This window comes from Ruegeria sp. BJ3 (genome assembly GCF_056535665.1).
This window is the reverse complement of sequence record NZ_JBQFIT010000001.1, coordinates 1826657-1840894: the sequence shown is the minus strand read 5'-3', so window position 1 is coordinate 1840894 and position 14238 is coordinate 1826657. Positions and strand designations below refer to the sequence as shown.

Below are 14238 nucleotides of genomic sequence, written 5' to 3'. Positions count from 1 at the left end.
AGGGCACCTGTACATCTGCAAAAACGCCAATTTACAAGAGGGTGCCATGCGCATTGCACGAGACCTTGCTGACGCCGTAGGAAAAACTCCGTTGATCCGGCTGCGCCGTGTCAGCGAAGAAACCGGGTGCGAAATCCTTGGGAAGGCCGAGTTCATGAACCCCGGTCAGTCGGTCAAGGATCGCGCGGCGCTGTTCATCATTCGCGACGCCATTGCGCGCGGCGATCTCAAGCCCGGCGGGACGATTGTCGAGGGGACGGCGGGCAACACGGGCATCGGTCTGGCGCTGGTCGGCGCGTCGATGGGGTTCAAAACCGTGATCGTCATCCCGGAAACCCAATCCGAAGAGAAGAAGGATATGCTGCGCCTCGCCGGGGCTCAACTGGTTCAGGTTCCCGCCGCACCTTACCGGAATCCCAACAATTTTGTGCATTACTCGCGGCGGCTGGCCGAGCAGTTGGCCAAGACCGAACCCAATGGCGCGATTTGGGCAAACCAGTTCGACAACGTCGCGAACCGTCAGGCGCATGTCGAGACCACTGGGCCGGAAATCTGGGAGCAGACCGACGGCAAGGTCGACGGATTCATCTGCGCGGTCGGATCGGGCGGAACGCTGGCCGGAGTGGCCGAGGCTTTGCAGCCCAAGGGCGTCAAGATCGGTATCGCCGATCCGATGGGTGCCGGTCTCTATTCCTATTACACGACGGGTGAAATCGCGATGGAGGGTGGCTCAATCGCCGAGGGGATCGGCCAGGTCCGCATCACCAAAAACCTTGAAGGGTTCAAGCCCGACCACGCCTACCAGATTACGGACAACGAAGCGTTGCCCTATATCTTCGACCTTCTGCGCGAAGAGGGGTTGGTCATGGGTGGGTCCACCGCAATCAACATTGCCGGCGCTGTGAGACTGGCCAAGGAAATGGGTCCGGGTCACACCATCGTCACCGTGTTGTGCGACTATGGCACGCGCTACCAGTCGAAACTGTTCAACCCCGACTTCCTGCGTGAAAAGGAATTGCCGGTTCCAGAGTGGATGACCGAGGCCCCGCGCAGTATTCCGGGTGTTTTTGAGGACGTATGATGCTGCGGCAGTTTCTGGTTTTACTGGCATTTGCGTTTGTGGTCGCCATTGGGGTCGCAGGCGGAGCCTCGGCGCAGCTGACCGACCGTCAGAGCGAGTACTACCAGGGATGGCTCAGCACCGCCGAGCGTGCTGAGAAGGTGATCGAAGCCAATCGGGCATCCAATGCTTCGATGGAGAAATTGCGTTCTGAAATAAGTGGTTATCGGGACGACTTCAATCGCGCGCGAAGTGCGAATACAGACCGCATTCAAACGCTGGAAAGCCAGCTCAAGGCATTGGGGCCCAAACCCGATGACGGATCTTCGGAATCCGAAGATATCGCCAGCTTGCGAGAGAACCTCGAGCAGCAACTCAACAGCCTGAAGGTACCGCGGATCATCTCGGAAGAGGCCTACAGCCGCGCCAACGGCCTGATCAGCGAAATTGATAAGATCATCCGTGAACGGCAGCGGAAAGAGTTTCTTGAGCGCGGGCCATCGCCGCTCAACCCGGCGCATTGGGCACCTGCCTGGGTGGACGTGACCGAAGCGGGCCGTGCGTTGATCAACGAGACGAAGGCCAACATGCGTTCGGCCCTTGTCCGCGAAAAGCTGAAAGAGAGCGGACTTGCCATCGGTATTCTGCTCGCGGTGGCCGCGATCCTGCTGCTGTTCGGGCGATCATGGTCAGAGAAAGCTGGGGACTATCTGCGGCGGTTCGGAGGCTCCGGGCGTGGCGTATGGACATTCGTCGTGTCGCTGTTCCGGATCATCCTGCCATGGTTCGGGGTTGCCATCATCGTTCAGGCGGTGGTCATGACCGGAATTCCGGGGTTGCGCGGCACATTGCTGATCCAGGAAATTCCGTATTGGGCCGCGATCATCCTGTTTTACGACTGGATCGGCCGTCAGGTCTATTTGATGGGCGAAGAACGGGGTTTCAAAGTCCTGTCGGCAAATACGATCAAGGAACTGCGGGTTTATCTGGATCTGCTCGCGCTGATGCTGATTCTGCATGAACTTGGCCAATTGTTCGAACGGATCGAAAACACCTCTGAGGCTACTCGCGCCGTCGTCAGCTTCCCGGTGATACTCGTGACAGCCCTGTTGCTGCTGCGGATCCGCCAAATCCGCCGCCCCGAAGGATCTGAGGACGAGCCTGAGCAGGGCCAGTCAGCACGGGCTGCCGGGTTCAGTCAGCTGGTCGAACTGCTCCGCCGTGCGCTGTTTTTCCTGGGCATCGCAAGCGTTGTTCTGGCTGCCATCGGCTATACAAATGCCGCCGAGGCGATCGTGTTCCCATCGGTCAAAACGCTGGTCCTGATAACGGCCATCGTCATCTTCCAGCGGTTCATCAGCTCGATCTATGGCTGGCTGACGGGGCAGGGCGACGCGGCCAGCGACTCGTTGTTCTCGGTGCTCGTCGGGTTCGCTCTGGCCATTCTGTCGTTGCCGATTCTAGCGCTGTATTGGGGCGCGCGCGACTCGGATCTGCGCGAGGCGTGGTCCCGCCTTCTGATGGGTTTTGACATCGGCGGCGTGACGATCTCGCCCAGCAACTTCCTGACTTTCGTGGCCGTATTTGCGATCGGTTACATGCTGACCAGACTGCTGCAGAGCGGTTTGCGCAACTCGTTACTTCCCAAAACCAGCATCGATCCGGGTGGGCAGAACGCGATCGTCGCTGGCACGGGCTATGTGGGAATTTTCCTTGCAGCACTGGCCGCGATCATTGTCGCGGGCTTTGATCTGTCGTCACTTGCGATCGTCGCGGGTGCGTTGTCTGTGGGCATCGGTTTCGGATTGCAGACAATCGTGTCGAATTTTGTTTCGGGCATCATCCTGTTGGTCGAACGGCCGATTGCCAAAGGGGACTGGATCGATGTCAACGGGATGATGGGTTATGTGCGCGACATCTCGGTACGCTCGACGCGGGTGGAAACCTTTGACCGGACCGATGTGATCGTTCCGAACTCGGACCTGATCAGCGGTGTGGTGACCAACTATACCCGCGGCAATACCATCGGACGGGTCATCGTTCCGGTTGGCGTCGCCTATGGGACCGACACCCGAAAGGTCGAGAAGATCCTGGGCGAAATCGCGAATGCGCATCCGATGGTGTTGGCCAACCCGGCACCCAACGTCGTGTTCCAGGGGTTTGGCGCGGACTCGCTGGATTTCGAAATCAGAGCGATCCTGCGTGACGTGAATTGGGTCCTGTCCGTAAAGTCGGACATGAATCACGAAATCAACCGGCGCTTCACCGAAGAAGGGATCGAGATTCCATTCGCACAGCGCGATCTCTGGCTGCGGAACCCCGAGGTTTTGGTGCAACCGGCCAACAAGGCAGCGAAGCCCCAGCAGCCGGATCAACAGGAACCTGTGAAGACCGACGACTCAAGCGCGGCGCCGATGGACCTGACCGAGGCCGACATGGACGGAGACAACGGCGAAGAGCTGTAGTCATAGGACTACAGCACCATCTCCCCGGCTGGCCGAGACCGAAGCGACCCCGCTCAATCGTTTGGGGTGGGGGCGCTTCAGGCAACTTGCGTATCCCTTGGATTTCCGCGCAATCGGCCCTTGCAAATCCCTGTTCGTTGGTCCAAATATCGCCGGCACGGAGAGGTGGCCGAGTGGTCGAAGGCGCACGCCTGGAAAGTGTGTAGGCGGGAAACCGTCTCCAGGGTTCGAATCCCTGTCTCTCCGCCATTCACCTTGAATACCCACAGTTTTTGCGCACCGCGCGGGATCGGCCTTGCTTTGACCCCGGCACGTTGGGCGAAGATGTGTTGTGTGCTGGGATCCGTACTGCCGAGCGGTGAGGGGTTGTACCGAGACTGTTACGTATCGGGGAACTGCACGGCCAGTTCTTTGCTTTTGGGGACGGCTTGGCAGGTCAGAACTTCACCCCGCGCGATGTCGTTCCGATCGAGGGCCATGTGCGCTCGCATTTGTACCTGACCCTCTGTCCGAATTGCGCGGCATGCGCCGCAGACGCCTGACTGGCAGCTGAAGGGCGGCGCCAGTCCCGCTGCAATGGCGGCCTCCAGGATCGTTTGCCCAGCCTCGATATGCACCTCGCGGGTTTCCCCATCCAGCGTCACCCTCGCTGTGGCCGCCATGCCAGATTGGTTCGTGTCCTGAGCTGGGTTGGCGCCGAAGCTTTCCATGTGGATGCGTGCATCGGGCACATCCAGCGCGTTCAGCGCTGCCCGGACGTCTGCGTTCATGCTGCCTGGGCCGCAGATCCAATACAGGACGTCCTGCGCGATGGGGGGCGTCTCGTCGATTGCCGCCTTGATCGCATCCGCGTCAACACGGCCGGTTCGCCACGGGCTGAACCAGCTCAACAGCGATCGGGCAGACAAGACATGGCGCAGGGTGAACCGGTATGGGTTGGCCTCGACGAGGGTATCCAGCGTTTCCCGAAACAGAATCTCATTCTCGGACCGGTTGCCGTAGATCAGATGGGCGACGGAATGTGGCTCGTGATCAAGCACGGCTCGGATCATCGCATAAAGCGGAGTCAATCCGCTGCCCGCGCCAAAAAAGTAGTGGGTACGTCGTGCAGTTGCGTTGGGTTCCAGCGTGAAGCGGCCAAAGGGTGGCATCGCCTCGACCGTATCTCCGGCGCGCAGGGCGTCGCCGATATGGTTCGACACCAATCCCCCGGAAACGCGTTTCACGGTGATCCGCAGCGCTTCGTTTGGCGGGTTGGAGATGGTGTAGCAGCGTCGCTGCTCTTTCCCGCTCAGGCCGAAGCGCAGTGTCAGATGTTGGCCGGGGGACCAGCGAAACAGCTCGGTCAGGGCTGGTGGTACGTCCAGCACGACGGTGGTTGCTTCGCCACCGATTTCAGGCCGGATTTCAGCCACGGACAAGGGAAAGAATTTACGGGTCACGAGTGGTCCTTTCCTGAGCAAAAGACGGCCATCTTCAGTCAGCGATAATCCTTGGTGGTGTCCAGCGCGCGGATCACCCATTTTCCGCCTTTTCGTTTCAGCGAAAAGCGGTCGGTTTGCCTCATCGCACCTGCGTGACCCTGCCAGTCGTAGTTGACTGTGGTGACCGCTGTTGCTGTGGCGCTGCCCGGCTCTTCTGTAGTCACGATCCGCGGGGGTGAGCGGTCTGTTTCCACATATCCCTGCAGCGCTAGGACAGTTTCAAAGCCGGTATCGCCGTTTCGCTGGGCCCAATCGGCCACCGAATAGCTAAAGTGATCATCCGGCTGGCCCTGACCATAGTTTACGGTGATTGTGTGGATCGCTTCGGGATCCCAGTCGCTCCACGCGATCTGAGAGTTGGGGACAGAGAGCTGACGTTCGGCGATGACCTTCGGGTCGCTGCCGCGCGCGGCGAGAGCCAGTCCGCCTGCCAGGGCGATCCCAGCCAAGGTGGCAAGAATGCGAAGTCTCACAGGATGACCTTTTGGTTCTGGGCATTTGGGCGCGGGATGATTGGTGCCGGCCCGGAGAGGGCATTTTGGGAGAGTGTTTTGGGCCTGGTCATGTCTCGGCCTCAGCTTTCGCCATGAAGTCCAGAACAACTTGCTGATGCTGCAGAACCGGGCCTTCTCCGACAGAGGCGGGGCCGACTTCAAACAACGGGCTTGCCAAGGATTTCTGTTGCTGTTCGCAGGCATAGACATCTTCGGCCGTGAAATCGCCCGATGCCATCGGGTCATCTTTGCCCAACGCATCGTCGCCTTTGTATTTGGGGCCACCGAAGTCACGCCAGAACGCGTAAGATGACCATTGCTGCCGCGAGTACTCCCACGCCGACGCGCTGGCCAATCTGGTGCGGTTCTCCACGCGTGTTCGGTCGGGCGCGAGGGGCGTGATGATGAAGATGTTCCAGCTGTCTTCACTGCCAGCCAAGCCAATGCCCGGAAACAGCATCGGCACCCAGGCGCCAATATGCGGTTTCGGGATTACCCGCGGGGTGGGCAGGTTTTTCTCGAGCGCGCGGGCATGGTCTGACGAGGGCGGCTCCCAAAAATGATAGTGTGGACCTTCCCAGCCGTATACTGCGCGGCCATGGTCATACATGTGAAGCGTGTTCGAATGCAGGTGGCTCAGGTGATAGACGTCGATGTAGTTCTCAACCACGATCTTCCAGTTGGCGCGGATCTCATAGCTTTGGCGGGCTTCGCCGTATTCGACCATTTCTTCGGGCTTGTGCGGGCCCAGCAACGGATCCACGGGCCCGAACCACTCCGCAAGGCTTGGCGCCTGCGGATCAGGGTGCACGAAGATCATCCCGCGCCAGAGATCGACGCTCGCGGGTTTCAGCCCGAGGCAAGACTTTTCGATGCCGTCAGGATACTCGCGGTTTTCATCTGGGACTGAGATCAGGTTGCCTCCCAGATCGTAGGTCCAATCGTGATATGGGCAGGTCAGTGCCTTCTGTGTTTTGCCCACTGCACGGATCAATTGGGTTCCGCGGTGACGGCAGATGTTGTGGAACGCCCGCAGCCGACGGTCGCGCCCCATTACAACGAAGATGTTGTTCAAACCCGCCTGGACCGAGATGTAATGTCCGGGCTCGGGTACATCCTCGGCAAACCCGGCATATCGCCAGGTGCGAGAGAAGATCAGTTCTTGCTCGCGGTCGTACCAGTCCTGCGCTGTATAGGCAGAGGCGGGCAGCCGGTGATACATTCGTGTCATGAAAACCTCTCAGACCAGCCAGGCCGGATAGATGGCCGGTGCGATGTCGGCGGTAACCATCAGGCCGCCTAAGACCATCCAAAGAACAGTAACGGTCCAGAACAGGAGTGGATCGGTGTCGCGGTTGACGGCATCGATCAGGAAAGCTTGGCCGCTGCGGATCGAAGGTATGGCCCACCAGAGGAATACCAGTCCCCAGGGCCACTGGAGCCCCAGCCATGTGGCCACCAAAAGAACGGGTAGGGCTGCGTAGTTGATCAGTCTGGGAAGATTGATCATGCGTCACCCTCCAAGCTTGCAAGCAACGCCAGCGCCGCCGCTCTTAGATCGTCGCGCCACTGAACTGGCGGTGAAATCGGGACAAGCGCGTCGATGTTTTGAGCGCAAGCGGTTACTCCATGGGCGACGGCCCGAATGCGTTCGGGAGGTGCCGATGGATATGCGCGTGCCAGAACACCTTCGATGACGGCCAGAAAGTCTGCGTAGCTTTGGGTCAGTTTGGGGCCCAGGTCAGGAATGCGTTCGGCGGCCGTTGCCAAAGCCTGCCAAGCCAGCATCAGCCGGGGATCATGGCCGTGCCCGTCGTCAAACAGGGCATCAATCAACTCAGATGGCTCACCCTGCGACCCGAAGTGAACCGAGACCGCCTCTGTCACTTCGGCAAAAGCGTTGATCACGTGGTCTGCCAATGCCGCCGTCATGTCATCCCGGTTTCCCAAGTAGTGGCGCAACAAGGGCCGTTTGACACCAGCCTCTGCCGCGATGCGTTCTTGTGTTGCGCCTTCCAATCCGAAACGGGCCACACAGGTCAGATAGGCATCGAGTATTTCAGCGGATCGTTGGTCTTTGAGCGTGGGTCGGGGCATTGGGGCTCCTTTATTGTCAAATTTGACAAATAACTACAGCGTGAGAGTTGTCAATAATGAAAATTAACAAAGCAGGGTTGAAGACAGGCCAAAATTAGCCTGTCCCTGCTCAGGATTTGGCATGATGGGATGGTCGTCCGTGTCGGGTCTCGTCAGATCATACGACCGTTTCGCGCAACTGCGTCCGCGACGACGTTCTCCCACGCGGAGTAGACCCTCTCTGGAGAAAGAAGCGCCCTTAACTCATCGGATTCGTTTGCCATTCCCGCGCGGGCCGTCGGGTCATTGATCAGACGAATGGCGGCTTCTGCCAGTCCAGTTACGTCGCCGGTCGGTACCAGATAGCCATTTCGCCCGTGGCGGATGAATTCGGACGGACCATAGTCACAATCGAATGAGACGACCGGGATCCCGCTGACGACAGCTTCGGCGACAACATTGTGAAACCCTTCATACAGCGAAGACCCAACCACGATATCGGCGTCGTTTGCCCATTCTCCGACCCGGGCCGTATTGCCGGGCAAATGAACGCAACCCTCAAGACCGAGAGACTTGCGCAACCGCTCGAGTGGGGGACGCTCGGGGCCTTCACCATAGATCGTCAGGGTGGTCCATGGGCACTCGGCATGGATCTTGGCCATGGTCTCCAGAAGAAGGTGAAAACCTTTCTGCGGCACCAGGCGACCAACCGAGACCAGGTGACGCGCTTTTTCGGAGTTCGACACCTGCGCCCGTGTGAAGGGCTCGATCGGGTTCGGTATGACCCGACCGCGACGGCGGAGCGGGCCAGGCAGATCCTCCAGACCTTTTTGTGTCAATGCAACGACAGCCTTCGACCTTCGGCCCAGAACGGATTGCAATCGCGCCCATCCGGGGTGTGCGTCCTGTAGACGTGGGTTGTTCCGTTCCGAAATGATGACCGGCAGCTTGGAGTCCAATGTGGCGATCAGGGTAACTACATTCACTTTGGTCAGAAACGAAATCACGACATCGGGGCGTAGGTCGCGAATGACCGAACGTACGTGCGTGATCCTGTTCAACTGTCCGCGCCTGCCTGATAGCGCACTGGTCCGCACTTTTTCATTCATCGAGAAATAGGGACCGTTTTCCGGCATGCTGAACGCCGTTGCGTGAACCTCGCAACCGCGTTCCACGAAATGGTTCGACAACATGGCGATGACTTTTTCCGCACCACCCGGACCGAACCCTGCCTGCACAAAAAGCAGCTTTAAACCATTCAACGACACAGTCCCCCGCCGAAAAATGGTAATTTACGCAGGGTAATTGAGCAAGCTTGAGATGAACTTTGCCAGAAATGTGCGCAAACGCTGGCGGCAATAGCCGAACTCCGGCCGATTGGATCGCAAAGCGTGTTGTCAGAGCAGTAGGTGTTCGAACCGGTTACTTGCTGTGGCCTGTCATGTCGTACAGGGCTGAAATCTGTTCGGCGCTCAGCTGTCGAGGGGTCAGTCCTCGGGTCAACAGGGCGAGTTTTGCGGTTTCCTCCAGTTCTTCCATTGCGAAACTGGCCGCCCAGATGTCTTTGCCAGCAACCACAGGGCCATGATTGGCCAGCAGCACCGCGCTGCGCTGTCCAGCCAGTCCCCGGACCGCGTTGCCCATTTCAGGGTCGCCGGGCAGGAAGAATGGCAGCAATTTCACCCGACCGACCCGCATGATTGAATACGGGGTCAGCGGCGGCAGAACGTCCTCGGGGTCAACTTCGGGAAGCATGGACCAGGCCACCGAATGCGTCGAGTGGAGGTGGACCACAGCCCCGGTCTGCTGCCTTGTGTCGTAGAAGGCCGAGTGCAGCGGGACTTCCTTGGTCGGCAAGTCGCCATCAATGTGCTGAAACCGGGCATCCAGATGGCTGATCCGCGCCGGGTCGAGAAACCCCATCGAACTGCCGGTCGGCGTAACCAGGATCGTTCCGTCGGTCAGCCGGGCCGAGATGTTGCCCGACGCACCGCAGGTCAGTCCCCGGTCGAACATCGACTTTGCAAGCAGACAGATTTCTTCCCGCAGCTTCGCCGCCTCGCTCATTGTTGCCGCTCCATTCTGTTCAAGGCGTCCGCAAAGAAATCGGGGCCGCCGAAATTGCCCGATTTCAGCGCCAGTGCAGCGGACGGAGTGCCGGGCAGGAGTACCATGGGAACGCCGGCGGCCAGGCGGGGGCCGATCTGCAACTGCTGCGCGCGCAGTCCCTGGACAACCGCGCCGGAAGTTTCACCCCCTGCAATGACCATCCGTCGGAAGCCCGCGGCCCGCAGGCTGCGGGAGAGATCGGAGAACAGGTTTTCGATCGCTGCAGATGCCTTTTCCTTGCCGAAGGAGTCCTGTGCATGCCTCACGACTTGTGGATCGGCCGAAGAATAGATCAGCGGCGGTTGTTTCTGCTCGAGCGCCCAGTTGACCAATTCTTCCACCGAGATCGAGCCGCTGACCGCGTCCTGCGCGGTGACCTCGCGGTGTGGGGCGACGTCCCGGAAGCGCGCGACTTGCTCTCGGGTGGCGCGGCTGCAGGATCCTGACAGCACAATGCCGGGGCCGGACACTCCGTCCCACTGTGGGTGTCGCGGTTCGAACCCAAAATTTTCCGGCAACCCAAGCGCGATCCCGGACCCGCCGCAAAGGAGCAAGGTATCGCGGGCAGCCTTGCCGATTTCCAGCAGGTCTGCGTCGCGGATTGCGTCGACGATCGTATGACCTTTGGGAGGCAGGGCAGACCGAATGGCCGCAGCCCCCTGCATGACCACCAAGGCGGCCACATGATGGATCGGACGGGCGGACTGAGCGGCCAGCAGACGCCGGAGATCAGGGTCGGTCATCGGAGTCAGTGGATGGTTCTGCATGCCGCTTTCACTCAACAGCTTGTCCTGCACGAACAGGTGCCCTTGGTAAACGCTGCGCCCATTTTCGGGAAAAGCCGGACAGACGATCGTGGTCTGAGCGTTCAGCCTTTCCGCAAGCGCATCCAGAACCGGACCGATATTGCCATTTGCGGTGCTGTCGAAGGTCGAACAGACCTTGAAGACGATTTGCTGCGCACCCTGGGACAGCAGCCAGTCACAGGCTGCCAGACTGTCGCGCACCGCCTCGTCAACCGGGGCCGTGCGCGACTTGAGCGCAACCACGGCCGCATCCAGATCTTGGTCCGTGTGGGCCTTTGGGATGCCAACAAACTGGCTGACGCGCATGCCGCCCTCGGCGAGGGTCAGACCAATGTCGGATGCACCGGTGAAATCATCGGCAATGACTCCGATCTTCATAGTTTGATCTCTCTGATTGGCCCCGTGTCTAGACGGTTGATGTGGTCGGCTGGTCCCGGGGGAAAAACGGACCGGACCAGTGGATCGTGGCCTGGGATGATCAGGCCAGGGGCGGACGCGAGGCTTTGCAGCTTGTCAAAGCCCTCCAGCATGTCCTGCAGGTCGACCACAATGGGAAATGGTTTTCGGGCCATGAAGTTCTCATAGTAATGCGATGCGTCCGAGGCCAAAACCATCCAGCCGCTGGCAGTCCGGACACGTACGCATTGCAGCCCGCGGGAGTGGCCGCCGATGCAATGGACCGTGACTCCGTCAGCCAACTCGGCATCGCCGTCATGGAAAACCACTTTGCCGGAATAAAGCCGCTTGATCGCCTCGCAGATATGACCGGCCGAAAATGGCGCGCGCAGAGTGTCGTGGCACATGCAGGGACCCGTGGCAAAGGCCATCTCGGCCGCCTGCATATGCAACGTGGCGTTTGGAAACAGGTGCAGACCCCCTGCGTGGTCATAGTGCAGGTGCGTGACGATCACTTGCTGAATGGCCTCTGGCGCGATCCCGAATGGCCGCAAGGCATCACGTGGATCCATGGCAATAGGCCGTCCGCGGCTCAGCCCTTCGTCGGTGTCATATCCGGTATCCACCAGAATGACCTGCGTGCCGCGCTTGAGCAGCCACAAGTAGTAGTCCATGGCATGAGGGGCAGCGTGATCGTCATCCAGTATGAAACTGTCGGCGCGGGTGCGGGCATTTCTGTCCGCATATTTGATGGCATAGACTTCCCAGTCGTTCATCGCATGACCTCGGAGAACGTGTTGACCTGCTTTCGGACCACCATATCCGAAACTGCCAGATCGAATGTCTTGAAATGCGGACTGTCCAAGTGGATCCTGAACGCTTCGGCGTTCGAGTAGATCTCATACAAAAAAACGATGGCCGGATCGTCCCCTGCGCAGACGTCGAATTGGAGGCACCCGGGCTCGTAGCTCAACGACATGCGCGCGTTGTCCAGCATCAGAGGCAGGAAACGATCGCGTGTCCCGGGCTTCAACTCGAAGGTTACGGTGACGGCATACATCAGGCGGGCGCTCCTTTCAGGCGGGCGAACAGGCGTTTGACCGGAGGCAATTGGCTGAGGATCAGCGCCAGGTTCAACACCAGCAGAATTGCTGCTCCGGGTCGAGAAACAAATACTGACAGATCACCATCCGACAGGAACAGTGACCGGCGGAATGTCTCGTCGAACAACCCGCCAAGGATGACGCCAATGACCAGCGGCGCAATCGGATACTTCATCAGGTTCATGAAATACGCCACGAAGCCGACCCCCAGCATAAGGTAAAGGTCATTGATGCCGCCCCCCACACTGAACGACCCAATCGTGGTCAGAACCATCACGACGGGCAAGAAAACGGTTTGCGGGATTTTGAGAATCTTGATGAAGACCCGCGCGGTGAAAAGGCCCATCAGGAACATCGTCAACGATGCCAGCACCAGGATGGCCACGACCCGCAGGATGATTTCGGGGTCGATCGTGGGGCCGGGGATGACGTTGTTGATTTTGAACGCCCCCAGCAGCGCGGCCGCGGGTGGCGAGCCGGGGATGCCCAGTACCAACAGCGGGATCAGTGCGCCGCCGATGCAGGCGTTGTTGGCGGTCTCCGAACACAAAAGCCCGTCCAGTGAACCTTTGCCGAAGTTCTTACCATCCTTCGAAACGGTTTTGCCGACACCGTAGCTGACCCATCCGGCAACATCCTCGCCGACGCCCGGCAGGGCACCAACGCCGGTGCCGATCACGCCGGACCTGCCGATGGTGGGCAGGTGACGGCGGACCGTCGAGAGATTTGGCAGGATCGAGCCTTTAAGAGCCATGACCTTGCCGGCTTCGACATGGCGCAGGCCTTCGATGATCTGAGGGATCGCGAAAGCCCCCATGAGAACAGGCACCACCTGGAACCCGCTCAGCATGTAGGACCAGCCGAAAGTGTAGCGGGGTTCGGACAGCAAGGGGTCAAGTCCGGCCATGGCCATGGCAAGCCCGATCAAACCGGATATCCACCCTTTGAGCACCAGGTCCTCGCTCATGAGCGTGCCAGACAGAAGGATACCGAACAGGGCCAGTAGCGCCTTTTCCGGGCTTGCGATGTTCTTTGAAACAAGCAGCAGTGCCCAGACGAAGATCAGGAGCGTGAGTGTGCCGATGATGGTCCCGATGAAACTGGCCGTCGTCGTCAATCCAAGCGCCTCACCTCCGCGCCCGGCCTTGGCGAGCGGGTGACCGTCCATTGCGGTGGCGGCGCTGGCGGCGGTGCCTGGGATGTTCAGCAGGATCGAGGGATAGGACCCGCCGTAAATCGCCCCCACATAAGCGCCCAGCAGCGCGATCAAAGAATAATCCAGCGGGATCTTGTTGCCGAAGAAACCGGTCAGAATGGTCACGGCAAGGGTCGCGGTCAGGCCGGGCAGGGCACCGAATGTGATGCCCAGAAAGACCGAGAAAACCAGATAGAGATAGGTCAGCGGATCGACGACCAGCGCAGCGAAGGCATGGCCGAAACCCGCCAGCTGAGACAAGACGAACTCCATGGTCTTAGCCTTTCCAGATCGGGCGGAGCGTCACGTAGTAGTGGTACTCGATTTGTTGAAACAGCAGGCCACCGCGCGCCGGAACATTCTGGCGAAATCCGAAGGCCATGGCGCAAACCAGGGTAAACGGCGCGAGGATGGCCATATAGGGAACAACCCGCAAAAGCCGCTCGGACCGGGCCTTGACCAAAACCGGGATCGTCAAGGCGACCCATATGCCCAACGTGATCCAGTCGTCCGCATGTGCGTTCCAGTCGGCTTGAGCAGGGTAGAGCAACCAGGATGTGAACCCAGCCAGGCAAACGGCGCCGCAAGCGATCATCGCGCGCCGCGGGTGCCCGCCGTAGTACCCAAATATGAGAGCGGTAATCAGAAGGCCGGAACACAGGATGAAATCGACGCGCGGCACCAGCCCGCCCACATAAGCCAGAAGGATCAGGCCAATGGTGGAAAATCGAAATGCTTCGTCAGGGTTCCAACCGATGCCAGCCGCACCAAGGGCGTGCCGCGCCCCGCCGGACCGGACCGAGATCACGAACAGCGCGATCGAGAGGCACAAGAGGCCCACAAAGATGAACAACGGAACAATGGCTGCTGAGTCGTACCATTGGGTACCGCTGACCCCCGCTTTGTTTTCTCCCCACAGGGGGATGTCCATGGTCTTCCACAGGAAGAACACCGATGTTGCCCCCAAAACCAGCGACGCCCAGAAATCCCGTGCGCGCAGGACCAGAATGTCCTCAGCCTTTTCCAACTTTGCCCTCCCGTGCAAAAAAA

General features: G+C 59.5%; 14 protein-coding genes and 1 tRNA gene. 3 read left to right on the top strand and 12 right to left on the bottom strand.

Annotated features, from left to right (window positions below; all coding sequences use genetic code 11):
* Nucleotides 1-46 precede the first annotated feature (46 nt).
* The 3 genes from ACR3EL_RS09275 to ACR3EL_RS09265 all read left to right on the top strand — a co-directional run bounded on the left by ACR3EL_RS09275 (nt 47) and on the right by ACR3EL_RS09265 (nt 3774).
* The gene (locus ACR3EL_RS09275; RefSeq protein WP_170338935.1) at nt 47-1081 is read left to right on the top strand and encodes a cysteine synthase A; all 1035 of its coding nucleotides are present in this window, start codon (nt 47-49) and stop codon (nt 1079-1081) included.
* The gene (locus ACR3EL_RS09270; RefSeq protein WP_170338933.1) at nt 1081-3525 is read left to right on the top strand and encodes a DUF3772 domain-containing protein; all 2445 of its coding nucleotides are present in this window, start codon (nt 1081-1083) and stop codon (nt 3523-3525) included. The genes ACR3EL_RS09275 and ACR3EL_RS09270 overlap by 1 nt, the downstream gene beginning before the upstream one ends.
* Before the next feature lie 159 nt (nt 3526-3684).
* Nucleotides 3685-3774 (top strand) — tRNA-Ser (locus ACR3EL_RS09265).
* 131 nt (nt 3775-3905) lie between these two features.
* Here ACR3EL_RS09265 and ACR3EL_RS09260 read toward each other — a convergent pair.
* From ACR3EL_RS09260 to ACR3EL_RS09205, 12 genes are all read right to left on the bottom strand, one after another.
* Nucleotides 3906-4967 carry a 2Fe-2S iron-sulfur cluster-binding protein gene (locus tag ACR3EL_RS09260; RefSeq protein ID WP_170338931.1) on the bottom strand — a complete coding sequence of 354 codons (1062 nt, stop codon included), beginning with the start codon at nt 4965-4967 and terminating at the stop codon, nt 3906-3908.
* Between the two features lie 38 nt (nt 4968-5005).
* Nucleotides 5006-5482, bottom strand: a complete 477-nt coding sequence (locus ACR3EL_RS09255) for a hypothetical protein (RefSeq protein ID WP_170338930.1) — start codon at nt 5480-5482, stop codon at nt 5006-5008.
* Between the two features lie 88 nt (nt 5483-5570).
* Entirely contained in the window at nt 5571-6734 is a 1164-nt protein-coding gene (locus tag ACR3EL_RS09250) for an aromatic ring-hydroxylating oxygenase subunit alpha (RefSeq protein ID WP_480721321.1), read from the bottom strand.
* A 9-nt stretch (nt 6735-6743) separates the two neighbouring features.
* Nucleotides 6744-7013, bottom strand: a complete 270-nt coding sequence (locus ACR3EL_RS09245) for a hypothetical protein (protein ID WP_093961882.1) — start codon at nt 7011-7013, stop codon at nt 6744-6746.
* Nucleotides 7010-7600, bottom strand: a complete 591-nt coding sequence (locus tag ACR3EL_RS09240) for a TetR/AcrR family transcriptional regulator (RefSeq protein WP_480721317.1) — start codon at nt 7598-7600, stop codon at nt 7010-7012. The genes ACR3EL_RS09245 and ACR3EL_RS09240 overlap by 4 nt, the downstream gene beginning before the upstream one ends.
* A 152-nt stretch (nt 7601-7752) precedes the next feature.
* Nucleotides 7753-8841, bottom strand: a complete 1089-nt coding sequence (locus tag ACR3EL_RS09235) for a glycosyltransferase family 4 protein (protein ID WP_170338924.1) — start codon at nt 8839-8841, stop codon at nt 7753-7755.
* 160 nt (nt 8842-9001) lie between these two features.
* A complete protein-coding gene (otnC, locus tag ACR3EL_RS09230) occupies nt 9002-9646 on the bottom strand; it encodes a 3-oxo-tetronate 4-phosphate decarboxylase (protein WP_170338922.1) in 645 nt (214 codons plus the stop codon).
* Nucleotides 9643-10872 (bottom strand): 3-oxo-tetronate kinase, encoded by a 1230-nt coding sequence (gene otnK / locus ACR3EL_RS09225; RefSeq protein ID WP_480721312.1) that lies wholly within the window; start codon nt 10870-10872, stop codon nt 9643-9645. Before otnK ends, otnC begins: the two co-directional genes overlap by 4 nt.
* Nucleotides 10869-11666 (bottom strand): N-acyl homoserine lactonase family protein, encoded by a 798-nt coding sequence (locus tag ACR3EL_RS09220; protein ID WP_170368361.1) that lies wholly within the window; start codon nt 11664-11666, stop codon nt 10869-10871. The genes otnK and ACR3EL_RS09220 overlap by 4 nt, the downstream gene beginning before the upstream one ends.
* Nucleotides 11663-11950, bottom strand: a complete 288-nt coding sequence (locus tag ACR3EL_RS09215; RefSeq protein ID WP_170338916.1) for a putative quinol monooxygenase — start codon at nt 11948-11950, stop codon at nt 11663-11665. Before ACR3EL_RS09215 ends, ACR3EL_RS09220 begins: the two co-directional genes overlap by 4 nt.
* A complete protein-coding gene (locus tag ACR3EL_RS09210; RefSeq protein ID WP_170442555.1) occupies nt 11950-13461 on the bottom strand; it encodes a tripartite tricarboxylate transporter permease in 1512 nt (503 codons plus the stop codon). The genes ACR3EL_RS09215 and ACR3EL_RS09210 overlap by 1 nt, the downstream gene beginning before the upstream one ends.
* A gap of 4 nt (nt 13462-13465) precedes the next feature.
* A complete protein-coding gene (locus ACR3EL_RS09205) occupies nt 13466-14215 on the bottom strand; it encodes a hypothetical protein (RefSeq protein ID WP_480721308.1) in 750 nt (249 codons plus the stop codon).
* Nucleotides 14216-14238: the final 23 nt, after the last annotated feature.